Annotated in this window: 26 protein-coding genes; 16 read left to right on the top strand and 10 right to left on the bottom strand. The window is 33.8% G+C overall.

Going from position 1 to position 22,694, the window contains the following annotated elements; genetic code table 11:
• Positions 1-45: 45 nt before the first annotated feature.
• The 9 genes from nifA to ACQY56_RS10605 all read left to right on the top strand — a co-directional run bounded on the left by nifA (position 46) and on the right by ACQY56_RS10605 (position 9,745).
• On the top strand, positions 46-1,590 hold the full coding sequence (nifA, locus tag ACQY56_RS10645; protein ID WP_428738225.1) for a nif-specific transcriptional activator NifA: 1,545 nt from the start codon (positions 46-48) through the stop codon (positions 1,588-1,590).
• The gene (locus ACQY56_RS10640) at positions 1,580-2,119 is read left to right on the top strand and encodes a redoxin family protein (RefSeq protein ID WP_428738226.1); all 540 of its coding nucleotides are present in this window, start codon (positions 1,580-1,582) and stop codon (positions 2,117-2,119) included. The genes nifA and ACQY56_RS10640 overlap by 11 nt, the downstream gene beginning before the upstream one ends.
• 68 nt (positions 2,120-2,187) lie before the next feature.
• Positions 2,188-3,603, top strand: coding sequence for a hypothetical protein (locus tag ACQY56_RS10635; RefSeq protein ID WP_428738227.1), 1,416 nt, complete (start codon positions 2,188-2,190; stop codon positions 3,601-3,603).
• Positions 3,604-3,671: 68 nt separating this feature from the next.
• Positions 3,672-4,493 (top strand): SIR2 family protein, encoded by an 822-nt coding sequence (locus ACQY56_RS10630; RefSeq protein WP_428738228.1) that lies wholly within the window; start codon positions 3,672-3,674, stop codon positions 4,491-4,493.
• Positions 4,493-5,722: an ATP-dependent Clp protease ATP-binding subunit ClpX gene (gene clpX / locus ACQY56_RS10625; protein WP_428738229.1), complete on the top strand. Its 1,230-nt coding sequence runs from the start codon at positions 4,493-4,495 to the stop codon at positions 5,720-5,722. The genes ACQY56_RS10630 and clpX overlap by 1 nt, the downstream gene beginning before the upstream one ends.
• A gap of 1 nt (position 5,723) precedes the next feature.
• Complete coding sequence (locus tag ACQY56_RS10620; protein ID WP_428738230.1) at positions 5,724-6,077, top strand: hypothetical protein; 354 nt, start codon at positions 5,724-5,726, stop codon at positions 6,075-6,077.
• 133 nt (positions 6,078-6,210) lie between these two features.
• Complete coding sequence (locus tag ACQY56_RS10615) at positions 6,211-7,491, top strand: hypothetical protein (RefSeq protein ID WP_428738231.1); 1,281 nt, start codon at positions 6,211-6,213, stop codon at positions 7,489-7,491.
• Positions 7,492-7,592: 101 nt separating this feature from the next.
• The gene (locus ACQY56_RS10610) at positions 7,593-8,651 is read left to right on the top strand and encodes a DNA cytosine methyltransferase (protein ID WP_428738232.1); all 1,059 of its coding nucleotides are present in this window, start codon (positions 7,593-7,595) and stop codon (positions 8,649-8,651) included.
• Positions 8,651-9,745, top strand: coding sequence for an HpaII family restriction endonuclease (locus ACQY56_RS10605; RefSeq protein WP_428738233.1), 1,095 nt, complete (start codon positions 8,651-8,653; stop codon positions 9,743-9,745). The genes ACQY56_RS10610 and ACQY56_RS10605 overlap by 1 nt, the downstream gene beginning before the upstream one ends.
• 2 nt (positions 9,746-9,747) lie before the next feature.
• Here the strand turns inward: ACQY56_RS10605 and ACQY56_RS10600 are convergent, their stop codons facing one another.
• Genes ACQY56_RS10600 through nifV form a run of 5 tightly spaced genes read right to left on the bottom strand, consistent with a single transcriptional unit; the run spans position 9,748 to position 13,142 of the window.
• Complete coding sequence (locus ACQY56_RS10600; protein WP_428738234.1) at positions 9,748-10,740, bottom strand: leucine-rich repeat domain-containing protein; 993 nt, start codon at positions 10,738-10,740, stop codon at positions 9,748-9,750.
• A gap of 8 nt (positions 10,741-10,748) precedes the next feature.
• Positions 10,749-10,988: a hypothetical protein gene (locus tag ACQY56_RS10595; RefSeq protein WP_428739938.1), complete on the bottom strand. Its 240-nt coding sequence runs from the start codon at positions 10,986-10,988 to the stop codon at positions 10,749-10,751.
• Between the two features lie 9 nt (positions 10,989-10,997).
• Complete coding sequence (locus ACQY56_RS10590; RefSeq protein ID WP_428738235.1) at positions 10,998-11,204, bottom strand: CCE_0567 family metalloprotein; 207 nt, start codon at positions 11,202-11,204, stop codon at positions 10,998-11,000.
• Between the two features lie 25 nt (positions 11,205-11,229).
• Positions 11,230-12,045, bottom strand: a complete 816-nt coding sequence (locus ACQY56_RS10585; protein ID WP_428738236.1) for a hypothetical protein — start codon at positions 12,043-12,045, stop codon at positions 11,230-11,232.
• Positions 12,036-13,142: a homocitrate synthase gene (gene nifV, locus ACQY56_RS10580; protein WP_428738237.1), complete on the bottom strand. Its 1,107-nt coding sequence runs from the start codon at positions 13,140-13,142 to the stop codon at positions 12,036-12,038. The genes ACQY56_RS10585 and nifV overlap by 10 nt, the downstream gene beginning before the upstream one ends.
• A gap of 154 nt (positions 13,143-13,296) precedes the next feature.
• On the opposite strand from nifV, the gene ACQY56_RS10575 reads away from it, so the two are divergent.
• The 4 genes from ACQY56_RS10575 (at position 13,297) to ACQY56_RS10560 (ending at position 18,055) form a co-directional block, all read left to right on the top strand.
• Positions 13,297-14,199, top strand: a complete 903-nt coding sequence (locus ACQY56_RS10575; RefSeq protein ID WP_428738238.1) for a DNA adenine methylase — start codon at positions 13,297-13,299, stop codon at positions 14,197-14,199.
• A 65-nt stretch (positions 14,200-14,264) separates the two neighbouring features.
• Positions 14,265-14,885 (top strand): HIT family protein, encoded by a 621-nt coding sequence (locus ACQY56_RS10570; RefSeq protein ID WP_428738239.1) that lies wholly within the window; start codon positions 14,265-14,267, stop codon positions 14,883-14,885.
• 10 nt (positions 14,886-14,895) lie between these two features.
• A complete protein-coding gene (locus ACQY56_RS10565; protein ID WP_428738240.1) occupies positions 14,896-15,471 on the top strand; it encodes a hypothetical protein in 576 nt (191 codons plus the stop codon).
• Positions 15,472-15,532: 61 nt separating this feature from the next.
• Positions 15,533-18,055 carry a hypothetical protein gene (locus ACQY56_RS10560; RefSeq protein WP_428738241.1) on the top strand — a complete coding sequence of 841 codons (2,523 nt, stop codon included), beginning with the start codon at positions 15,533-15,535 and terminating at the stop codon, positions 18,053-18,055.
• Between the two features lie 55 nt (positions 18,056-18,110).
• Here the strand turns inward: ACQY56_RS10560 and ACQY56_RS10555 are convergent, their stop codons facing one another.
• The 5 genes from ACQY56_RS10555 to ACQY56_RS10535 form a co-directional block, all read right to left on the bottom strand.
• On the bottom strand, positions 18,111-18,392 hold the full coding sequence (locus ACQY56_RS10555) for a hypothetical protein (RefSeq protein ID WP_428738242.1): 282 nt from the start codon (positions 18,390-18,392) through the stop codon (positions 18,111-18,113).
• A 25-nt stretch (positions 18,393-18,417) separates the two neighbouring features.
• On the bottom strand, positions 18,418-19,872 hold the full coding sequence (nifB, locus tag ACQY56_RS10550) for a nitrogenase cofactor biosynthesis protein NifB (protein ID WP_428738243.1): 1,455 nt from the start codon (positions 19,870-19,872) through the stop codon (positions 18,418-18,420).
• A gap of 66 nt (positions 19,873-19,938) precedes the next feature.
• Complete coding sequence (locus tag ACQY56_RS10545; RefSeq protein ID WP_428738244.1) at positions 19,939-20,331, bottom strand: NifB/NifX family molybdenum-iron cluster-binding protein; 393 nt, start codon at positions 20,329-20,331, stop codon at positions 19,939-19,941.
• A 101-nt stretch (positions 20,332-20,432) separates the two neighbouring features.
• A complete protein-coding gene (locus ACQY56_RS10540) occupies positions 20,433-20,813 on the bottom strand; it encodes a 4Fe-4S dicluster domain-containing protein (RefSeq protein ID WP_428738245.1) in 381 nt (126 codons plus the stop codon).
• A 1-nt stretch (position 20,814) separates the two neighbouring features.
• On the bottom strand, positions 20,815-21,204 hold the full coding sequence (locus tag ACQY56_RS10535) for a 4Fe-4S dicluster domain-containing protein (protein WP_428738246.1): 390 nt from the start codon (positions 21,202-21,204) through the stop codon (positions 20,815-20,817).
• Between the two features lie 118 nt (positions 21,205-21,322).
• Between ACQY56_RS10535 and ACQY56_RS10530 the strand changes: the two genes are divergently transcribed.
• The 3 genes from ACQY56_RS10530 to ACQY56_RS10520 are packed head-to-tail and all read left to right on the top strand — an operon-like array spanning position 21,323 to position 22,693.
• On the top strand, positions 21,323-21,820 hold the full coding sequence (locus ACQY56_RS10530; RefSeq protein ID WP_428738247.1) for a hypothetical protein: 498 nt from the start codon (positions 21,323-21,325) through the stop codon (positions 21,818-21,820).
• On the top strand, positions 21,820-22,263 hold the full coding sequence (locus ACQY56_RS10525) for an ankyrin repeat domain-containing protein (protein WP_428738248.1): 444 nt from the start codon (positions 21,820-21,822) through the stop codon (positions 22,261-22,263). The genes ACQY56_RS10530 and ACQY56_RS10525 overlap by 1 nt, the downstream gene beginning before the upstream one ends.
• Positions 22,253-22,693 (top strand): GNAT family N-acetyltransferase, encoded by a 441-nt coding sequence (locus tag ACQY56_RS10520; protein ID WP_428738249.1) that lies wholly within the window; start codon positions 22,253-22,255, stop codon positions 22,691-22,693. Before ACQY56_RS10525 ends, ACQY56_RS10520 begins: the two co-directional genes overlap by 11 nt.
• The last annotated feature ends 1 nt before the right edge of the window (position 22,694 follow it).

Below are 22,694 nucleotides of genomic sequence, written 5' to 3'. Positions count from 1 at the left end.
GAACTCAATGTATTAACTGTATAATTGGTTAAAAAATGAGGTTATATGCTAACACAATGTGAACAGTGTTTAACACACAAAGAATTAAAAGTTTTATATGATATTGCTTCGCTTATTTCAGATTCAAGAGATATTCAAAAATCATTAGAGAAAAGTTTACAAGCACTAAAGAATTCTCTTCATCTCGATAATTGTGTAATTTACGAGATAGAAGATGAACTCTTAAAGGTATACGCTTCTTTAGGGTTTAGCAAGTTTCAAAAAGTAAATTCAGAGTATAAGATAGGTGAAGGTGCTACAGGATTAGCTGCGCAAAGTGGCGAGCCGGTAGTTATTGAAAATGTTCATAATGACATACTATTTTTAAATAAATCGGGCAATAAAAGTACAAATACTATTTCCTATATTGCTGTCCCGATGATAGCAGAAAATGATGTTATTGGCGTTATTGGCGCAAATATAACAAAAGACACACAGATAGATTTTGAAGAGACAGTAAGAATATTGTCAATTATTAGTTCATTATTTGCACAGTATATAAATTCACATACTGTAATAGAGCAAGAAAAACAAAGATTACAAGAGTTAAAACAGTATTATAAAATGGAGTGGGACTCAAAAGTACACAACTTCGGAGACATTGTTGGTGATAGTGAACAAATGCAAAATGTTTATAAAGTTGTGGAGAGAATTGCTCAAAGTGATGTAACTGTACTTGTTCGTGGTGAAACAGGAACAGGTAAAGAGCTTGTTGCTGCTGCTATTCATAAAAGAAGTAAACGTGCAGATGAGCCGTTTATCAAACTTAACTGTGCGGCAATTACAGATACCCTACTTGAGAGTGAACTTTTCGGGCATGAAAAGGGTGCATTTACCGATGCTAAAGAGACAAGAAAAGGTCGTTTTGAACTTGCAGATGGTGGAACACTATTTTTAGATGAGATCGGGGATATCTCTGCTTCTGCACAAGTAAAACTGTTACGTGTACTTCAAGAACGTGAGTTTGAACGTGTTGGTGGTAGTAAAACGATCCATGTAAATGTTCGCCTTGTAGCTGCAACAAATCGTGATCTAGAGCAGATGGTAAAAGATGGCGAATTCCGTGAAGATCTTTACTACCGTTTAAATGTAATCCCTATCGATCTACCACCACTTAGAAAACGTGGAAAAGATATAGCACTACTTGTAAACTTCTTTTTGGAACGCTCTATGCAAAACCACAAAAAGCGAGTACTCATTACCGATGAAGCGATGGCTAAGTTGATGTCTTATCCATGGCCAGGTAATGTTCGTGAATTAGAAAATACTATTGAGCGTATAGTTCTAATGGGTAATGAAGATGGTATAAATGCTGAAGATATGAGTTTACTTCTTCCAGCACTAAAAAATACTGAACTGTTTGAAAAAGAGATGCAAACTTCTAATGCACATGAGAGTTATTCTACAGAAGATATGACGTTAGAAGATATCGAAAAAGATGCACTTATCCGCGCGTTAGAGCGAACAAATGGAAATCAAGCAGAAGCTGCAAAAAACCTTGGAATTACACAAAGACAGATAGGATACAAGGTAAAAAAATATGGAATCTAATGTTGTATACAAAGGTGAGTCTCTAGAGCTGTGTGAAGATTTTATAGATATCGGATATATGGCTGAAAATATAGAAGTAACAGACTCAAAAGGTGAATCAAAAGAGATCAGAAGAAGTCATCCAGATAAGTCGATGACACTGTTAGTTTCTTTTCCACACGATCAAGAAAACTTTACAGATGAGATATTAAAGATTGATGAACTTTTACATCATATACAAGTAGATATACACTGCTATATGATCTTTGATGCAGGTTTTGAAAAACAAAGTGTTATAAAAAATAGAATGAAAAAATTTGAGATAGTTTTGGACACTGAAGATGAGTTTGGAAATATGTACGGGACAAAACTTGTAAGTGGTTCACTAGAGAACAAACTCACTAAATCTTTGTTTCTCATAAGCAAAGATGGTGCTGTTTTTTATCTTGATATGCCAAGTGATTTAGAAAAACCATTTGATTTGGAGAGATTAAGAATAGAGCTAAACAAAGCCTATACTAGCTACACTGGTGTTGGGTGTCACGGATAAACATAGTTATTATATGTTTATAAGTCTTATTTAATTAAAATAACAGGTAAATCATATAAAGGATTTACTTGTATTTTCATCTACTTATTTTAGTATTTGCTTTTATTTTCTCATCTTGTGGTTCCTCTTCAGAAGATAAAACTATTGCATCTTCATCTTGTGAAGGTGAGGAGTTACAAAGAACACGATATCAAAGCCCAACTGCCCAGAGTCTTGAACAGTGTGTTCAAGAGACACAAGCTAGAACATGTAGTGATAATACTCTTAGTGAATGGAGTGGTAGTTTTAAATATTTATCATGTATAGCTCATCCAAGTTCACAAGGAAGTCTAGCTCGTTGGCAAATGAGCCAAATAGAGTATGCTGGTGGTTTTCGTATTCAAGATGGAAAAGTGGGGAGTGGTACATACTCTGATTTCAAATATTCACCAGGTGTTTTTACTATCGATGAAGATGCGGGTTCTATCTTTACAGTGACACATGAGTATGAACAAGGTTTTACAGAAATTGGATTGCCAGAATTAACTTTAAGTGAAGATCCAGCTGATTTTGTACAATCAAACACTCTTATTCAATCATCAGTTCCAGTTTATCAGACTGATCGCGATGTTACGGGAATAGATGCAAATTTTAGAGTAACAGGGATGTATTTACTGAATAATCAACTGATTGTAAATTATTTTAATTGGTATGATGGTGCAGGAAGTGAGAGAGACACAACAATGATTTTTAAAGATGCATCCGACTTGAACAACTCTGAACTTATCGGTCCGTTTCAAATGGGTGGTGCTACTCATGCAGCTGGTTGGATAACACCGATTCCACTTTATTGGCAGGAGAGTTTAGGCGGTACTCATATTAGTGGAATGAGTCAAGGATCAATTAATGGAAGACTCTCTTTAGGACCATCGGCATTTATATGGACACCCGAAGATGAATTAACTTCTGCAACTCAAGGCTCTGCAATAGAGACTATTAAAGCACTTGATTACCCTTTAGGGCACATGCTTTATGATACTGAAATTTTTGATGCAAATGAAACAGATTCTTATAATAAAACATTCAACAATCATCTTTGGACTGTAACAAGTACAACAGGTTATGGGCTTATTATCCCTGGGACTTCAACTTATATGGTTATAGGGCATTCATCGGGGCATTACTCAAGTATTGGATATAAAATCACGCAGGATAATGGTCATTTATGTGGCGGTCCATGTTCATATGAAGCAGATGATCAGTATAACTTTTATTGGCTGTATGATGTGAATGATCTTATTTCGGTTGTCAATGGTGAGATGGAAGCATGGGATGTTCGTCCATACGATTATGGGGAGTTTGATACTATTGGCAATACCCATAGAATAGCAGCTGCACATTACAATGAAGATGAAGATATACTTTATATCTCTTTAGCTGGTGGGGATCCATTAACAACATACGGGCAACCAGCACTTTTTGTAGCATATCACTTAAACCCTTAGCACATTTGAACTACAAAGGAATAGTTTCTGTAAGTGTTTAAGACATAGACCAACATATCGGATGGATTATGGAAAATATAACAGAAAAATTACAAAGCGGAGAGCTGGTTCCATTTATTGGGATGGGTGTTTTTGAAAACACTAAAGCTAAAGATGGAAGTACGCTGCCGTTTGACAGTGACAGTATGATTTTGGCACTTAACAATGGTCGTGCTATGAGTGCTAGATTGATGTACGAGTATAGCCGTGCAGCAATGAGTTTAGAGCAAAGAAAAGGGCGTGAGTTTATCATACAAATGACAAATCATATTTACGCTTCTAAAGAGTATGATTTACCATTTGCATACGAATATTTTAAAGCTATCAAACCAAAATATATGATCGATACAAACGTAGACGATAGTGGTTGTAAAGTGTATGAAGATGTTGAGCATTTTATGATCACTGGAGTTTCAAGAATTACTGCTGATTATGATAGATTTATCATCTATAAATTTAACCCACAAACAAAAGAATATGTAAGAATTGAAAAAGAGGAATTAAACGACTCTTTACCAATCCTTTTTAAACCTATGGGATGTATGATCCCTGAGATGAACTTTATCATCTCTGATGCAGACTTTGTTGACTGGCTCACAGAAGCTATGGGTGGGTATGCACTTCCACCATTTTTAAAAGAGTATAAAAAAGAGAAGTCATATCTATTTTTAGGTGTTGATTTTTCACGTGATACTTTTAGAATGGTTGCACATGAGATAACACTTGGGCTTAACAATGGTCTAGTAGTTTTAGATAAAGAAGAACTAACAAAAAAAGAGAACAAATTTGTCTCTACACATAATCTCGAAGTATTACAACAAAGTAGTGATGCTTTCTTAAAGGCTTTATAATGAGTGATTTAGTTTGTGACTTTTGTGGAAAAAGTGTAAAAGAAGTAGAGAAGATTTTTAGTGCAGAAAATGCACATATTTGTAATGAATGTATAGGAACTTGTTCAGATATCATTGCTAAAGAACACTTAAAAAAAGAGCGTGCTCAGTTTCAAAAAGGGTTAAATATCCCGACACAAATTAAAGAGCACCTTGACAATTATGTAATCGGTCAAGATGAAGCAAAAAAAGTGCTTTCAGTTGCTCTGTATAACCACTATAAACGTATAGATAAACCAACTTTCAAAAATGTAGAGATCGAAAAAAGTAACATTTTGCTAGTTGGACCAACTGGTAGTGGTAAAACACTACTTGCAAAATCTTTAGCAAAAATCATGGATGTTCCATTTGCAGTTGCTGATGCTACAGCACTTACAGAAGCTGGATATGTTGGAGAAGATGTTGAGTCTATCCTTTCACGTTTACTTGCTTCGGCAGATTATGACATCGAACGTGCACAAAAAGGGATTATCTACATCGATGAGATCGACAAAATTGCAAACCAAAGTGAAAGTGCAACAAGTGGACGTGATGTAAGTGGCGAAGGTGTACAACAAGGTTTACTTAAAATCTTAGAGGGTGGGGAAGTGTATGTACCACTTAAAGGGAGTCGTAAAAGTTCTTCTGCTGAAACAGTTCTATTTGATACTACACACGTACTTTTCATTTGTGGTGGTGCTTTTGTTGGACTTGTCGGCGATGATGAAAAAAAGAAAAAATTCTCACCTAAAAAGATGGGATTTTTAAAATCAAGTGACGATGAAGTGAAACAAAAAGAGATCGAAGCAAAAGATTTGATAAACTTCGGACTTATCCCAGAATTTATAGGGCGTATACCAGTGATCGCTTCACTTAACCAGCTTTCAATTGATGATCTTATCCGTGTACTCAAAGAGCCAAAAAATGCGATCATAAAACAATACCAAGCACTTTTTGAACTTGATGGAATTGAGTTAGAGTTTAGTGAAGATGCACTTGAAGAGATAGCACATGAAGCAGATGATAAAGGTGTCGGTGCTCGTGGTCTTCGTGGAATCATAGAAAAAATCATGTTGCCATTACAATACGAACTCCCAGCAAAAGAGGGTGTTGAAGCGTGTACAATCACAAAAGATTTTATAGATGGCAAAAAAGATGTAGAGCTTCGTTTTGAGAAAAAAGGTAAAAAGACCGATAAGGAGGCAAACTAAGATGGATGATCAATCAACTGTTTATGAATGGGCAAAAACGTATAACTTTACAGAGCAAGAGATCCACTACGCTACAATTTTGGCACTGAAAATTTTAGATGATGAGTGTCAAATGGATTATGACAACTACAATCTTTTTATGTCTGTGTATGATGGGATCAAAGATAAAGCAAATACACCTTTTAATCTCAGTGTACACAGTATCATAGACCTAGCACGTGCAAAAGATCCGATCAAAGCTGATCCTGTGTATAAGGACATGATCACAGAACTTCGTGTAACTATGATGAAAGATATGGAAAAACCAATCATGAAAGCGTATAAGAATCTTGTTTGGGATGTGATAAGCTGTTAGCAAACGTAAATTTCTTTACGTTTGCAGCTTAGGAACCGCAGACGATGTCTGAAGGACCGTCGAGGACAAAAAGCTGTTAATTTATACAATGATATTTATATATTCTTCTGTATAATTTTACAGAGGTAAATATATGAATATTAATATCTATGCAGACTCCGTTGAGCAAGACAATACTTCACATAATAATAACCATGATATGCAAGAGCATCTAGGCTCTAATGATGAGGTTATCAATAAAACAAAATGGACACCTCTAGTTGGTGGTGGACAATCAAATAAAAGTCATCGTATAGTCAAAATAAGCGATGAACGTATCGCTTTTAAAATCAGTCTTTCATCCATTTTCGCTTACTCAATTTTTATCTTTGCTGGGGTAGTGGCAATAGTTAGTATAGTATTTGGTCCTGCACTTGGTTTGCATGGAACAGTAAATCATCCTGCCCTTGGTTTAGGTATGGGTGTGCTTTTTATAGGTGTTGGTATATTTCTTCTTTATAAAGGGAGTATACAAATAAGATTTGATAGTCGATTAAAGGCTATGTGGCACGGTAAAGTAGACCCCGATAGTATACTAAATAAAGGGAGTATATCTCATTACACTTCATTAAAAGAGTTACACGCTATACAAATTATTCAAGAGTTTATAAAGGGTGAATTTAATGGAGATTCTAGAAAACAATCTTTTTACAGCTATGAACTTAACCTTATCATGCATGATGGTAAACGTGTCAATGTACTCGATCATGGAAATAAAAAAGCTATTTTCAAACAAGCCAATGCTATTGCCCAGATGTTTCATGTACCCATTTGGGATGGATGTAGAAGCTTCCCATCTACTCAAAGAGGTTTAGGTGGTATAGCGGGTAAAATTTTTAGATTTGGAAACATGGTAAGGAACTTAATGTGGATAGCTAGTGCTATTTTTTTTGTATATGGATTTTATTACTTATATACTAAGTATGTTGAAGCCCAAAACGATGAGAAACAATTTAGCTCTTTAACACAAGAACAAAAATCTGCATTAGCACAAACACTAAGCTATGAGCTTGTAACAAAAGCAAAAGAGAACAAACTCTCCATGGGTATGCTTGATAACTCTATACATAAAGGTGCATATGTTAATGAAAAAGATGAGTTAGGCAGAACAGCACTTTTTTATGAAGTGATGTACAAGAATTTTGATATGATAAATTCATTGATTAAAAAGGGTGCAGATATAGATGTCGTTGACAATGAAGGAAAAGGTTTAAAAGATTTGCTAGACCCAATCAAAGATAAATTTTTATATTACTACATAGTTGATGCACAGCTGAGAAAAGATGCACAAAGTAGAGGAAAAATGCTTATCTCTGTTGATCGAAAATTTGATCCTGCGGGTAATCTGATTTCGCAACAAGTGCATGAACGGTAATTTTGCAAATTTCTATAAAAAATTGTCAATTTGTCATATTATTTTTTTAAAATGATTTTTTAGATAGAATTTGTATCTATATGGAAAAGCTAGGGAATTAAATGCACAAATACAACACCATAGATTTATTTGCAGGAATAGGTGGGATCAGATTAGGTTTTGAGCAGACAAATAGAGTTAAAAATGTATTTTCTGCTGAAATTGATCCCTATGCTTGTAAAACTTATGAAGCAAATTTCCATGAAAATCCATACTGTGATGTTACCTCTTTGGACGAAGAAAAAATAAACAATATTGATAACTTCGATATTTTACTCGCTGGTTTTCCTTGTCAAGCTTTCTCTATTGCTGGAAAAAGAGGTGGGTTTGAAGATACACGAGGGACACTTTTTTTTGATGTTGCACGTATTATAAAACAGAAACAACCTAAAGCATTTTTGCTTGAAAATGTAAAAGGGCTTATGAGCCATGATAAAGGGAAAACTTTTAATACAATTATAAATGTACTGAAAAATGAGCTTGGGTATACTGTGTACACACAGGTATTAAATGCTAAAGATTTTAATGTACCACAAAAAAGAGATAGAATTTATATAGTCGGTTTTAAAGAGAAAATCTCTTTTTCTTTCCCACAAACAAAAATACTCCAAAAAAATATACAAGATATTTTAGAAAAAAAAGAAGTTAGTAGTAAGTATTATCTCTCCAACACTTATCTAAATACATTACGAGCTCATAAGGCAAGACATCAAGAAAAAGGTAACGGTTTTGGTTATGAAGTTTTAAAATACAACGATATAGCTAACACTTTAGTTGTAGGTGGTATGGGCAGAGAGAGAAACCTTGTTGTTGATCAAAGATTAACTGATTTTACACCAAAGACAAATATTAAAGGTGAAATAAATCGAGAGTACATAAGAAAAATGACACCAAGAGAGTGGGCGAGATTGCAAGGTTTCCCAGATACATTTACTATACCTGTTTCAGATGCACAAGCGTATAAACAATTTGGTAACTCAGTGAGTGTTCCAGTCATTAATGCAATAGCTAAAGAGATAATTAACCAACTTGACATTAGATATTTTGAAAATCTAAACTATCATTTACCAGAGATAAACCTTCATCATCATGTGAACCAACAAATGACAATAGGTGCGTAATGGCATTAAATAAAGGTGAATGGAGTGAAATTTATACCTTTTTGAAGTTATTGGGAGATGGGAAACTTTATGCTGCCGATGCAAATCTCAATAAAATAGAAGATATTTATTATCCTATCATCAACATTTTAAAAGAAGAACCATCTCAAAACTTAGAATTTCACTATGGTAGTGTCATAAAAGTTTACAACCAAAACAAAGAAGAGATTTTAGCTCTGCCTATAGAGGAGTTTCAAAAACAATCATTATATTTATTGGAGCAGATTCGATCAAACAAGTCAAAAGATGGTGCTTTTGATATTCCAGAAGTTATTGATTTTTTAGAGTCTATAAAAATAACAAAACTAAAAGCAAAGTCAAAAGAAAAAAGAGACATAACACTCACTGTTCACGATATAAATACAGGGCTTAATCCAACGCTTGGTTTTAGTATAAAATCATATCTAGGTAATAGCTCTACGATCATAAATGCAAGTGGAAAAACAAACTTCCTTTTCAAGATAGAAAATACAGAAAATCTCATACAAACAGAGATACAAAGAATTAACGCTTTAGTAAATAAACGTCAAAAAGCAGATATAAAAACAAGAGTAAAAGAGCTTTATAAATTTGGATGTAAATTAGTTTATAACGATATGGATGATAATAACTTCAAGCAAAACCTTACAATGATAGATAGTTTGTTTCCAAATATAATGGGTGAAATATTGAAAATATACTATAGTGCTGAGGCAATAACCGTAAAAGATCTTTTAAATACGGTAACCACTATAAACCCATGTAACTATGATCTTTCATCCCAGCATCCATTTTATGAATACAAACTAAAATCATATCTTACAGATGCAGCACTTGGAATGACTCCAGGAACAAAGTGGAGTGGAAAATATGATGCAAATGGCGGATACATTATTGTAAAAGAGGATGGCGAACTTGTTTGTTATCATATCTATAATCGTAATGAATTTCAGGAGTATTTATTAAACAATACAAAGCTTGAAACCCCGAGTAGTTCAAGAAATGGATTTGGAACTATTTTTGAGAAAGATGGAGAGTTTTATATAAAACTAAATTTACAAGTTCGATTTCTCTAGTTCTATGCTAAGTCGCAAAATTCCAAATTTGGAAGATTAGGACACTCTAGTGAGTTGTCATTGATATAGAGATTTTTTAGTTTTGTGAGTTTTGTAAAAGAGTCTGGGTACTCTTTAATCTCATTTTCTTCAATATCCAACTCCAAAAGGTTTTCTAATTCCCCTATACACTTTGGTAACTCTTTGAGTTGATTTGCACTCACACTTAAGTGATTGAGTTTCTTGAGTTTACAGATATTATCTGGTAAATATTCAAGCTCGTTATTATCGAGTGTAAGGATTTGTAAATCCTCTAAAGCCTCCAGATCAAAGTTTATTTTTGAAATGTTATTATCGTTGAGGTTGAGTTTTATGAGCATATCATGTGCTTCAAGCGATGGAAGATCGTTGATCTCATTTCCCTCTAACAGTAAAGTCTCCAGCTCTTCAATCTGTCCTATAGAAGCAGGAAGCGTTGTAAAGTTATTGTATGAAAGATCAAGGTAATAAAGTGAACGCATATCGCCAAATATTTCAGGTAACGAATCAAGATTGTTTGTATCTAGAGAGAAGTAAAGCAATTTTTTGAGCTTTTTCATCTCAGAAGGTAACTCTTCGATCATATTTGCAGCCATTGTAAGACGAGTGATTGAAGTAAGTTTACAAAACTCTTGAGGAAGCTTTTTTAATCTGTTCCCATTAAGATTTAGGATCATGAGTGATTCTAGTCCACCTATGGAGTTTGGTAAAGCAGTGAGAAGATTGTTTTCACACTGTAAGTTTTTTAGTTTTTTTAAATTTCCTATGCTTTTTGGAAGTTCAGAAAGCCTGTTGTTTGAGAGTTTTAAAACCATCAAATTTGGTAAAAAGCCTATGCTTGGAGGAAGCTCTCTTAGTTTACATTTTGAAAGGTCTAGTATAGATAGATTTGCTAATGTATCGATATCTGTGGGAACTTTGGACTGAAGCCCTTTACTTTTAACCCACCGTGCAAAATCTTTGAGTATATCTTCCATCATCTCTCCTAATTTGCATTCATTTGATCTATGAGAAAATCTATCTCTTCGTAGTCGATCTCTCCAAACTCTATCATTTGAAATAGAGCCATGAGAGGACGTCTGCAACAGGTTTTATTACACCCAGTTACTAGTTTTTTTGCTTTTTTATAGGGAAGATCAGTAGCGCGCAAAATCTCCTCTGCTTCGATGACAGTTTTAGAACCGCACTCGCAAATAATTTTGCTTTTCATCTCTTCCAAGGACATATTATACCCCTATTTTAAAAAGTCGTGCTTCGCCTTAAAGTCAACAACGTCTTTCATTGCAACTTGAACTGATTCGCTGAGTGTTAAAAGTCTTTCATAATCAGTCCAGATTGTATCTTCAACTATATCATGAATTTCACCAGCTAATTCTACCACTTTTCTTTTGTAACCAGCATACTCTTTTTTGATCTCTTTTTCTTGTTCATTTGATGACATTTGTTTGTTCTCCTTAATTGTAAATTTAAAATCCGTACACCATCTCTAGATCGATGTTGGGTTTGTTGTTTGTATATAAAAGTGAATACTCTTCACTCAGGTCAAAATTGTACGACTTGTACAAATTTGTGATCTCATTTACATCGCTTGGCACATACGCCATGATCTTTTTAAGACCTCTATGATAGATAACACCACGTAGTATTTTTTCAGCATCTATATACGCTGCATCTTCCATAACCCATGGAGAGATTTTAATAAGCGTTTTATCGATCGCATAAGAGTGTTGGTACCCAAACTCTGTTGAGAGAACGAGTGATGACTGTTTAAAAAGCACATCTTTTATATAGTCTGATCTCGCTTCATTAAAAGCACGTTTATCTAGTTTTGTCACAGTTGGCATATAGTTCTCTTGAGCGATGCTTTTTGCTGTTGCATTTGAGAAGTTAAATGCAGGTGCTCCACCGCTATAGATTGCTTTTTTGAACTTCGCATACTCTTTAAAGCCAAAAGCCATAAGCATAGTTTTTTCATCTTTTTTACTCATAATACAGATCGATTTACTCTCATCGTTTATGTTGTTGAGTAAAAGCTTTACAAGTCTTTTTTTTATATCGTCTTTGATGTTTGGCATATAGTGAAAATTGTTAATCAAAATAGTATTTTGCATCTCATAAGCCGATATAAAAGCAACAAGTGTTTTTTCATCATACGCCCCAAAACATAAAGACTGGTCTTGATGAAAAGTTTTAAGTACAACAGATTTGTCTATTGTAACTACATTGCTAAAAGCTTCCAGATCTGCACTGAAGCTCTTAGCTCTGATCCATCCTATGAACATAAATACAACTCCACTAATTCACTTGGTTCTAAAACACTTTTTCGTCCAGTTACGATCTCACGAACTTTCGGTAAAAGGTTTTGCACTTTAGATGCAACTGGTGTGATCCCAAATGCTTTTAGGTGATAGTTGATCGTAGATGTACCAGAGTGTTTTCCGATCGGGAAAAATCTGTGAAGTCCAACCATCTCTGGCTCAAATGCTTCGTACGCGTTAAGAGATTTTATCATCCCATTTACGTGGATGCCAGACTCATGTGAGAATATATCGCGTCCAACGATCGGTCTGTTATGACCTATTTGTCTATTTGCTGCATGTGCTACGCTTTGTACTAAAGTTTGCAGTACCAAAGGATCTATATAACGCTCCTCTTTAAACTGGTGTTTTAAACTCATAAGCACCTGTTCAAACGATGCATTTCCAGCGCGCTCACCAAGACCAATAACAGTAGTGTTTGCACTGACAGCTCCAGCTTCAAATCCAACTATAGAGTTTGCAGTAGCCATGCCAAAATCGTTGTGCATGTGCATCTCAATATCAAGATCGGAGTGTGTTGTAAGGTAGCTGATCTTCTCATACGTTGTGTGTGGAGTAAGAATTCCCACTGTGTCACAGTAACGAAATCTGTCAGCTCCAAGAGAGCTTCCAAAGTTCATGATCTCAGCTAAAAAACTCTCATCTGCGCGTGATGAATCTTCACCACCGATGCACACAAAAAGACCCTCTTTTTTTGCGAGTGTTACAACCTCTTCAAGGTTTCTAAAAAGTCTCTCTTTATCACCGCCTAGTTTTACATCGATCAGAGTTTGTGAAACAGGAACTGAAAGATCAACTGCTTTTACTCCGCACTCTAAAGAGGCTTCCAAGTCACTAAGTGTAGCTCTGTTCCAAGTCATGATGCGAAGCGGAAGGTTAAGAGCTAAAATCTCTTTTATATCTTCTTGCTCTTTTGAGCCCATAGCAGGTATGCCAACTTCTAGTTCATCTGCTCCAGCGGCATATAAAAGTCTAGCAATTTCAAGTTTTTCTTGCGTATTAAATGCAACATAAGGAGCCTGCTCGCCATCACGAAGTGTAGTGTCATTGATCAACGCCATAAGAACTCCTTGCATAGTAATTGAGTATATATATACAGAAAGTGTTCCGTTATTGCATTTTTGATATATATTGAAGAAAATGTAAAGTAATCGTTAAAATGATATAATAATGTAAAAATTGTAAAGCTTTGTAGAAGTTGTAGGAAAGGTAGTAATGTTTTATTCACCGTTAAGATATCCTGGTGGGAAACACAAATTATCTGCTTTCATTGCTAGGATTTGTATTGATAATGATATAAATGGGCATTATGTTGAGCCTTATTCTGGTGGAGCATCAGTGGCATTATTTTTATTATTGGAAGGTTTTGTAAATAAAATTACCATTAACGATAGAGATAGATCTATATATGCTTTTTGGTATTCAGTGTTAAATAGAACAAACCAATTATGTGAGTTGATTGAAAAAACTGATATAACAGTTGAAGAATGGAGAATACAAAAAGAAATACAAAAAAGAAAGAAAACTGCAGATTTACTTGAACTTGGTTTTTCAACATTATTTTTAAATAGAACAAATCGTTCAGGCATTATAAATGCTGGAGTTATTGGAGGTCTTAAACAAGATGGACAATATTTGATGGATTGTAGATTTAATAAAATAGAACTTATTAAACGGATAAAAAAAATTGCAACAAGAAAACAAGATATAAGGCTTTATAAAAAAGATGCTATTAAACTAATCGAAAAGATAGAAAAAGAGTCTCAAAGTTCGAATGTTATATTTTATTTTGATCCTCCATATTTTTTAAAAGCAAATACTTTGTATATGAATCACTATAAAGAATCTGACCATCAAAAGGTAAGTAAAAAAATTCAGCAAATAAAGAGTATAAAGTGGGTTGTTTCATATGATAATGTTGAAGAAATTAAAACACTTTATTGTAATTATGAAAAAAAGGAATATTCATTTAAACACACTGCGTATAAAAGTAGAGAAGGACAAGAAGTTTTATTTTTTAGTCCTGAATTACTACAACCAAAAATTCCTGAATGGGATCCTTTGAAATTTTATTATTCTACTTCTGTAGAAACATCTAAAATTATGTATAAAAAATAACTTTTTATATTTAAACTATTTAAGATATAATAAGAAGAAAGATATATTATTTAATAAGGTAATTTATGAGTTGTAGATTTTGCAATATTGTAAAAAAACAATACACTTATGCAGAAGTTGATAAACCATTTTATGAAAATGATGACTTTATGGCATTAGCTTCAATTGGTTCAATGGTGAAAGGGTGGTCTTTGATCGTCCCGAAAAAACATACTTTATCAATGCAAAATTGTTATGCATCTCAAAACTTTCAAAATATTCTTGCAAAAGTTATACCTACGATGAAAAAAGAGTATGGAAACCTTGTAGCATTTGAACATGGTTCAAATGAAGAAGGTTCAATAACGGCTTGTGGAACAGATCACGCACATTTTCATATCGTGCCTTATAAAGCAAGTTTAATACCTTTTTTAAATGACTCAGAACTTTTTTGGGAAAAGTGTTTAGCATCAGAGATTCAAGAAAAGACACAAGGAAAAGAGTATCTTTTTTATATGGATATACATGATGAAGATATAGAATCTAAGTATGGTTTATTGCATATTTTAGAAAAACCAATTTCTCAATATTTTAGAAAATTGTTAGCAAGACTTATTGGAAAATCTAGTCAAGCGAATTATAAAGACCATCCTTTTTTAGAAAATTCTGAAAGCACTTCAAAAGTATTAAGTCGTCTTATAGCATAGAGGTATGATTATGGGAAAAGCAACTGTTGATAAAGAATGTGTTACACAAGTTGTTGATAATACAGTTGTAGATAATACTGATAATCGTTCAAGATACGAATATGAAAGTCAGTATCCTTTTAAAATAAGAATAGAAATATGGTGTGAGGCGATATTTCTATTTTTTATTATGATTCTTTCTATTTTACTTATTTTTTTAAATTGGAAAGGTGTTTTATCGAGTTGGTTCTCTTTAACACCAGAAGAAGCAAAAATCTTTAAAAAATACTTATATTATTCTGCTAGTGGAATGTTGGGTGGAATTACTTTTGGAACAAAATATTTTTATAGAGTTGTAGCAAGAGGTTGGTGGCATCAAGACCGAAGGGTATGGAGGATAACATCACCTTTTCTTGCTACTATAATAGCATTTATGACAGGTACATTAATTGAAGCACAATTAATTAACTCAACTAATTCCTTTTCAACAGCTTCAATAGTGGCAATAGGTTTTTTAGCTGGATATTTTGCTGATGAAGCAGTGGGTAAAATGTATGAAGTTGCAAATGTTATTTTTGGTACAAACAATACAAAAAAAACAAGTTGAGCAAAAAGGGTAAATAATAGAAGGTAAAAAAACTTTTCAGCCATCAAATTCTATTGTTTATGTGACTAAATCTAACATTAAGATTCTTTCTAAAGAAGATATATCTATAGATTTAGTTGGAGAAAAAGCTTATGGGCTTTCTTGTATACCAAAAAATTGGACGCTACCTTTTATCGTTTTATCCAAAGAATTTGTTTCAAGTAAAACTTTAACAAAGTTTGATATAGAAAACATTATCATAGCTCTAGAAAAAGTACATTTTGCTGGAAATGATATTATTATAAGATCTTCAGGATGTGTAGAAGGACTTGAGGAAAGAGGGCAGCTATATTCAAGTGATGGTAAGCTTGAATATATCAGTAATGTTTTTTTATCACTTTTAGAATTATTTTATAAGGATAAAAAACTTGATACTAATAATATACCATTAATAATTCAAAAACATATAGCTATATATTCTGAAAAAGGGCATTTATCAAACGAAAGAAGGGTTAAAAAAGATCCTAGAGATTGGATGTTAGAGATTGAAGATTTTAATTCACACGACACAATAAGTTCAATAGCAATAAGAAATTGGAGAGATGAGACTTCAATTGTAGCTTTTACTAATAAGCCTTTATATTGTGTTTTTGAAAATCGCTTAAAAAATGTATTAAGAATAGTTGCAAAATGGGGATTTGAATTTAATAAAAGATTACATTTTGAATGGGTATGGGATCATTATAATATATATATAGTTCAAGCAGATCAAGAAAAAAATATCAATGGTATAGACCCTACCAAACAATTTCAAAATTTTAGAAGTATGCAAAGTCAAAAACTAAACTTGATTGAACAAATTGAAGATAGGCATGCTATAAAATATCCAAAAATTGATAATGTATTAATATACAGAAAGCTTGAATTACCAAGTGTGCCATTATATATTTTAGAAGACCAAGCCATTATTAATAAGCTCTCCAAGGATGAATTACCTGAGCAACTTAAAAAAGATTTAGAAGAATTACTTCAAGAGCCTTTAATTATTAGAACAGATATAGCATCGGCTGATAAATCCAAAAGACAGATGTTACCAAGAGATGAAAAGAGAGATTTAGATAGTACAGTAAAATGGTTGCAAGAAACTTCCAAAACATTATTAGCAGATTCAAAACTTCATAATATAGATATAGCATTTATATTTCATAATTTTATTCCTGCTGTTTCATCAGCCTTTGCTTATGCAAAACCAAATGATAGAAATGTACAAGTAGAATCATTATGGGGATTGCCTGAAGGTTTATATTTCTTTGCTCATGATAAACATGTTATTGATACGAAGAATAATAATATAGATAAAATTTCGTTAGATAGTTTTGAAGTTAAATCTAAAGAATATTATAAAAATTTTTTTGTAGTTCCTAACTCCAAAGGGAAATGGAGTACTGAAAAGGTCGCTGTGCCATATGATTGGAAAGAATCTATACAAAATAATAACTGGATCAAAAAGATTGCTTTGCATTCGAGAAAAATAGCTGAGAATGTCGGTAAACCTTTAAGTATAATGTGGTTTGTAAATGTCCCTCAAGATATTTGTCCTGAATATATCTTTCCTTGGCATCATGAAACGTTTACTTTACAAAATAAGACTAAAAATAAAAAAAATAGAACTAAAACGCCACATGATGAATTATTAACAATTAGGACGAGCGAAGATCTATTAATATTAGAAAAAGAAACTAATAAAGAAAACTCATTTATTAAAAAAATAAATATACAACCAATGGATGATGCTTTGTTAAGGGATAAAGATACTTTGCAAAAAATTGGTTTATATGCAAAAAAACTTAATGCCTTTGTAATACTTGAAGGAAGTTTATTATCACATGCTTATTATCAATTAAAACAAACAGGAGCAATAGTTGAAACATATCATGGTTTTGAAAATTTTGAAGATACACAAGAGTTTAATAAATTAGTTAGAGATAAAATTCCAGAAAATATTGAAAGTGGTGGTGAATCTGTTAATGTTATAGAACTAGAACAAGAGTCTATTATAAGAGCTTTAAAAGATAAATTAATTGAAGAGTCGTATGAAGTGTTTGATGCAACACAAGAAGAATTGCTAGGAGAGCTAGCAGATGTGTATGAAGTAATGGATGGACTATTACATCATTTGAACATAAAGAAAGAAGATGTTTTAAAAAAACAAGCACAAAAAAGAGAGAAAGTTGGAGGTTTCAAAGAAGGTTTGGTATTATTAGAGACAAAAAATTTACTGCTACCTCACACAGAAAATATTCAACCAACTCTTTTTAATGAAGATGAAATTTCTCCATCAAAGAGAAAATATGAAAACATACCATCACAAGAGTTTAGCCAGTATCGAGATAAAAGAGATTTGTCTAATAGTGAACAAAATATCATTCGATTTTCTATACCATATACTACGGCTTACTGGACTACAACAATGAATGAAATGTTTATAAATAAGCAAAATTTTGATATTAAAGTCTCAGGAAAAAGAATTGATTCTAGTTATCAAATTGAAATTGATATTTTTTCAAAGAAAAATACTTCAAAGCAAAAGAAGTTTGAATTTTAATTGAATTAATAACAATTTAAATTTTATGCTGATGTAATATTACATAGAATATATTTTACATATAAAAAACATTCTGAGCTTTTATACTCTCCATATCCTCATCTTCAAGTCCGCCGTAAGCGTAGAGGTAGCACATATTTTCTGGTTTTATTTTTTTTGAGATGTTCCAAAAGTTTATGAGGTTTGTGATTATGGTTACATTCTCAGCCCGTAAAGATTTTAGTGGAAATCCGATCGCTCCGTGTGAAGTGGTTACTGGGTATAGCTCCATAAGTTCGTTGTTTATAGATATAGGACCGTATCCATTTAGTAGTACAATTTTTGGTTGTTTTTTCATTGTGAAGTAAAAAAGAGTGTAGGGGTTACCCTAACTCTTTCTCGTTAAAAAAGTATTTTTTTGCAGCTTCGTGAACTGAGATCTCGATCGGCTCATTTGCATAGCTCTCATCACAGATAAGACCTATCTCATTTAAGTCGTTCATTGGACACTCACCGATTTTTGCAGTTAAAAGAACATCTACGTCTTTTAGTGTAACTTTGATCTCGTCAATTGGGTTGTAATCTTCTGCAACTTCTGCACCAGAGTATGAACTCTCGATTTTTCTGTGCATTACAAATTTGATCGCTTTATCTCCAGCTTCGTAGATCAAGAACTCTTTAGCACTTCCAAAGTGTTGGTTGATCACACCTTGACCAGCAGTTGTAATAGCGATGAGTTTAGTCTCACCAGTTGAGCTTAGTTGATCTTTAGCAGCTTGCTCAATTTTAATGCGTTTGTTAGCCTCTTCAAGGTGACTTCTCCAACTCTCAATCATCTCGTGTTTTTTCATACGAGCATCCATGTTGTACTTCTCTTCAAGAGCAGTAAAAGTCATGTTCACAAAACTTTCTTTTGTAAACTCTTCCCCTCTATCTTCACCAATCAGACCTACAGCATCCGCGCGACATTGACGACAGTGGCTCATTAGTTTCATATCCATACCACACGCTTCTTGTGCAGCCATTGTTTCTTGGTCAGTTGCACTAGGCACTCCATCAAGTCCAAATTTTGTACCAAATTCTGGAGCTGAAAGTAAAGGCATGATGTTATGTAAAAATACATTCATTTCTTTAAGTTTTTTAGCAACATTTGGAAGTTCTTTATCGTTAACACCTGGAATTAAAACAGAGTTAGCTTTTACTAAAATACCACGATCAGTAAGCATTTTAATACCTTCAAGCTGACGCTCTAAAAGAAGTTTTGCACCCTCTTTACCCCAGATTTTTTTGTGATCCCAGTGTACCCATGGGTAGATTTTAGAACCAACTTCACCAGTTGCATCAACACTATTGATAGTAACTGTAACGTGGTCTACATTGTATTTTACGATCTCTTCGATGTAGTCAGGTAAACGAAGACCGTTTGTTGAAAGACACAGTTTAAGGTCTGGTGCTTTTTCTTGTAACATTCTAAAAGTATCAAATGTCTTTTTAGGGTTAGCTAGTGCATCACCAGGACCAGCTACACCAACAACAGAAAGCTGTTGAATGTCCCCACCAACATAGAGTACTTTTTTTACTGCCTCTTCAGGAGAAAGTTTTGAACTTGTAACTCCTGGGCGTGACTCGTTTGAACAGTCATATTTTCTATTACAGTAGTTACATTGAATATTACATGCAGGAGCAACTGCAACGTGAATCCTTGCATAGTGTTGGTGAGCGCCTTCACTATAACATGGGTGATTGTTTATTTTTTCTTGGATGGCCATAGCTTCAGGATTGTTTGGATCAAATCCCATATCGCTATGTGTACCACATCCTCCAGTCGAACAACTCATAAAAAACTCCTTTGTCGTGTTTTGTTTCTTACGACTATAGGATTCACAAAGTGTTCCTTTTGGGGATTATTTGAAGTTGATTGCGCTCTCTTTTAATACATCGTTCGCATTTACCGCGCTTCCAGCATATTTTACAATTTTAACACCACGTTTTGCCATAGCGTTTGCTGTATTTTTACAAGCACGATTTACTACAATATAGTCACAATTGTCTAACACTACACCCATTTTGTCATGTTGTGCAATGTGCTCTGCATCATCATGGTCATGATCACATACATGATCTTCATCAGCATGATCGTGATCGATGTCAGTACGAGGGTTGTTTTTGATCTCATCTAAAGTGAAAGAGCGAAACATTCCTCCACCTTGCATAGTAAAAATGGCAAATTTTGGAGTGTGTCCAGCATTACCAAAAAACGTTAATGATTCATCTTTTACAGGGATAGCTATCTTCATTTTTGTATACCTTATTTTTTAATTTTGGAAAATTGTAGCAGGAATTTTGTTTAAAAAAACTTTAGAAAAAAAAGTATAAAAAGGGCGTAAAAAGCCCTAATTTATACCTCTACAGCCATAGACTCTTCTCTTTGCGCTATAGATATAGATTCACGAAATGGACGGGGTTGATTTGCAGGTGAAAGCAAACCATTTTTCTTGTGAGTTCTAATGAGGTATGTTCCATTTTCATGACCTTGAACATAGTACTCATCAAACTCTTCAGTATAAGGCATATCCCAAACTATACATCCCTCTGTTGGACATACATCCGCACATTTTGGTATAGTTGAGTCTACACACTCTATACATTTTTCAGGTTTTACATAAGTGTACTCACCATCTGCAAGTGGAGACTCATCGGCACTCACTATTGCAGTTGCTGGACACTCTTCGATACATGCATCACAGTTAATACACAGATCAGTTATACGTACTGACATCTTATGCCCAACGACCTATATTTGCATGAGACTCTCTATCTTCCATAGATACATCAGAAATGAATGGCATCTCTTTTTGATCTGGAAGCATAAGACCTTTTTTCTTGTGCTCACGGATTTTGTAAGTACCAGATTCATTACCTTCTTTATAGTACTCGTTAAATTCCATAGTGTATGGCATATCCCACACTAAAGCACCTTCAGTTGGACAAGCTTCAACACAACGTGGAGAATCAGCGTGACCTACACACTCAACACAGCTCTCAGGTTTTACATAAAAGTAAGAACCTGTTGGATTTTTTTCATTGTTTTCATCTAAAATTGCTGCAACTGGACACTCTGGTGCACACGCGTCACAAGAGATACATTCATCTGTAATCATAACTGCCATAATAAGCTCCTTAATAAATTATAGTTTTGTATATACAGTTAATGTTCCATTCAAAGAAAATATAAAGGTATGGTATCTGTATATATAATATTAATGAATACATTATTGAGGAGAAAACTTGGAAGTTCTTGTAGATGGTAAAAAACTGGCTTTAGGAAAGAAAGAGCGTAAAGTAGGGGGTGAAGCACCCTCAGCTAGAGTAAAAATGTTAAACGGTGAGACAAAAGTTATAGGTATGATGGCAGAGAAAGTTCAATGTATGATCACACTTGCAAATTCTTACGATCTCAATGAAGCACTTTTAAATGTTATCAACAAACATAAAGAAAAAGCGAACATTTATGTAGTATCTTCAAGTGAACTTGAAACAAATTATGACGATGCAATGACATCGTACGACTTTAAAGACTTTACTTTAAAATTTGGTGTAAATATTGATGATAATGCATGTGCAAAGTCGATCTTTATCATTAACAAAGATGGTGAGATCGAGTACAAAGAGCTTTTAGCTGATCTAGTAAGTGAGTTTGATCTTGCAAAACTTGACGAAGAGTTAGATACTGCGATCAAGTTCAAAAAACAAGGGCATACGCACGAAAACTGGATGGGTGTGTAATGTTAAGCGAAACTACGATCACTTGGATGGAAGAAAACGACTACGATACAAGTGACATAAACAAAGTTGGTAAACACGGAAACTCTGCACTTATGAAAGCTGTACGTGAAGCAAAAAGCGAGATTGCATCAGAGCTTATCGCCTCAGGTGCTGACTTAGAGATTAAAAATGTAGATGGAAACACTGCACTTTGGAACGCTTGTTTTGGGCAAGATTACAAATGTGTAGAGTTGCTTGTAAAAGCTGGGATCAAACTTGATAGTATGAATGACAACGGTGTAACAGCATTGATGTACAGTGCGAGTGCTGGAAAACTTGACATGGTAAAACTTCTTTTAGAGTTTGGTGCAGATACACAGCTGGTAAATCTTGACGATTTTAAAGCGATCGATCTTGCAGCTACTCCAGCTATCTATAAGGCACTAAAAGCAAATGCTGCATAAAGCCAAACTAAAAGATTTAGAGAGTTTAGAGTTACTGCTAAAAGAGCTTTTCACGCAAGAAAAAGAGTTCAAGTACCAAAAAGGCTTACATGCTAAAGCGCTTAAAAAAATTCTCAAAGATAAAAAACTCGGACGCATTTTTGTTTATAAAATTGAGGACAAAATTGTAGGTATGGTGAGTTTGCTTTTCTCTTACTCCACAGCTTACGGAGCAAAAGTGGGGACGATCGAAGATATGATCGTTTTACGCGAGTTTCGAGGTATAGGTGTTGGCAACGCACTTTTAGATCATGTGATGAGTTATGCGAAAAAGAAAAAGCTCAAACGCCTTACTCTTTTAACAGATAGTGACAATAAAGTAGCACATAAAATGTACAAAAAATTTGGGATGAAAAAGTCAGATATGGTGGCTTTTAGAAAGGTTTTATAAA

Source organism: Sulfurimonas sp., assembly GCF_050296975.1.
GTDB lineage: Bacteria > Campylobacterota > Campylobacteria > Campylobacterales > Sulfurimonadaceae > Sulfurimonas.
This window is presented reverse-complemented; position numbering and strand designations above follow the sequence as displayed.

Coding starts and splice junctions, on each gene's coding strand:
- nifA (WP_428738225.1), top strand. CDS start 46: ATGCTAACACAATGTGAACAGTGTTTAACACACAAAGAATTAAAAGTT.
- ACQY56_RS10640 (WP_428738226.1), top strand. CDS start 1,580: ATGGAATCTAATGTTGTATACAAAGGTGAGTCTCTAGAGCTGTGTGAA.
- ACQY56_RS10630 (WP_428738228.1), top strand. CDS start 3,672: ATGGAAAATATAACAGAAAAATTACAAAGCGGAGAGCTGGTTCCATTT.
- clpX (WP_428738229.1), top strand. CDS start 4,493: ATGAGTGATTTAGTTTGTGACTTTTGTGGAAAAAGTGTAAAAGAAGTA.
- ACQY56_RS10620 (WP_428738230.1), top strand. CDS start 5,724: ATGGATGATCAATCAACTGTTTATGAATGGGCAAAAACGTATAACTTT.
- ACQY56_RS10615 (WP_428738231.1), top strand. CDS start 6,211: ATGAATATTAATATCTATGCAGACTCCGTTGAGCAAGACAATACTTCA.
- ACQY56_RS10610 (WP_428738232.1), top strand. CDS start 7,593: ATGCACAAATACAACACCATAGATTTATTTGCAGGAATAGGTGGGATC.
- ACQY56_RS10605 (WP_428738233.1), top strand. CDS start 8,651: ATGGCATTAAATAAAGGTGAATGGAGTGAAATTTATACCTTTTTGAAG.
- ACQY56_RS10600 (WP_428738234.1), bottom strand. CDS start 10,740: ATGGAAGATATACTCAAAGATTTTGCACGGTGGGTTAAAAGTAAAGGG.
- ACQY56_RS10595 (WP_428739938.1), bottom strand. CDS start 10,988: ATGTCCTTGGAAGAGATGAAAAGCAAAATTATTTGCGAGTGCGGTTCT.
- ACQY56_RS10590 (WP_428738235.1), bottom strand. CDS start 11,204: ATGTCATCAAATGAACAAGAAAAAGAGATCAAAAAAGAGTATGCTGGT.
- ACQY56_RS10585 (WP_428738236.1), bottom strand. CDS start 12,045: ATGTTCATAGGATGGATCAGAGCTAAGAGCTTCAGTGCAGATCTGGAA.
- nifV (WP_428738237.1), bottom strand. CDS start 13,142: ATGGCGTTGATCAATGACACTACACTTCGTGATGGCGAGCAGGCTCCT.
- ACQY56_RS10575 (WP_428738238.1), top strand. CDS start 13,297: ATGTTTTATTCACCGTTAAGATATCCTGGTGGGAAACACAAATTATCT.
- ACQY56_RS10570 (WP_428738239.1), top strand. CDS start 14,265: ATGAGTTGTAGATTTTGCAATATTGTAAAAAAACAATACACTTATGCA.
- ACQY56_RS10565 (WP_428738240.1), top strand. CDS start 14,896: ATGGGAAAAGCAACTGTTGATAAAGAATGTGTTACACAAGTTGTTGAT.
- ACQY56_RS10555 (WP_428738242.1), bottom strand. CDS start 18,392: ATGAAAAAACAACCAAAAATTGTACTACTAAATGGATACGGTCCTATA.
- nifB (WP_428738243.1), bottom strand. CDS start 19,872: ATGAGTTGTTCGACTGGAGGATGTGGTACACATAGCGATATGGGATTT.
- ACQY56_RS10545 (WP_428738244.1), bottom strand. CDS start 20,331: ATGAAGATAGCTATCCCTGTAAAAGATGAATCATTAACGTTTTTTGGT.
- ACQY56_RS10540 (WP_428738245.1), bottom strand. CDS start 20,813: ATGTCAGTACGTATAACTGATCTGTGTATTAACTGTGATGCATGTATC.
- ACQY56_RS10535 (WP_428738246.1), bottom strand. CDS start 21,204: ATGGCAGTTATGATTACAGATGAATGTATCTCTTGTGACGCGTGTGCA.
- ACQY56_RS10525 (WP_428738248.1), top strand. CDS start 21,820: ATGTTAAGCGAAACTACGATCACTTGGATGGAAGAAAACGACTACGAT.
- ACQY56_RS10520 (WP_428738249.1), top strand. CDS start 22,253: ATGCTGCATAAAGCCAAACTAAAAGATTTAGAGAGTTTAGAGTTACTG.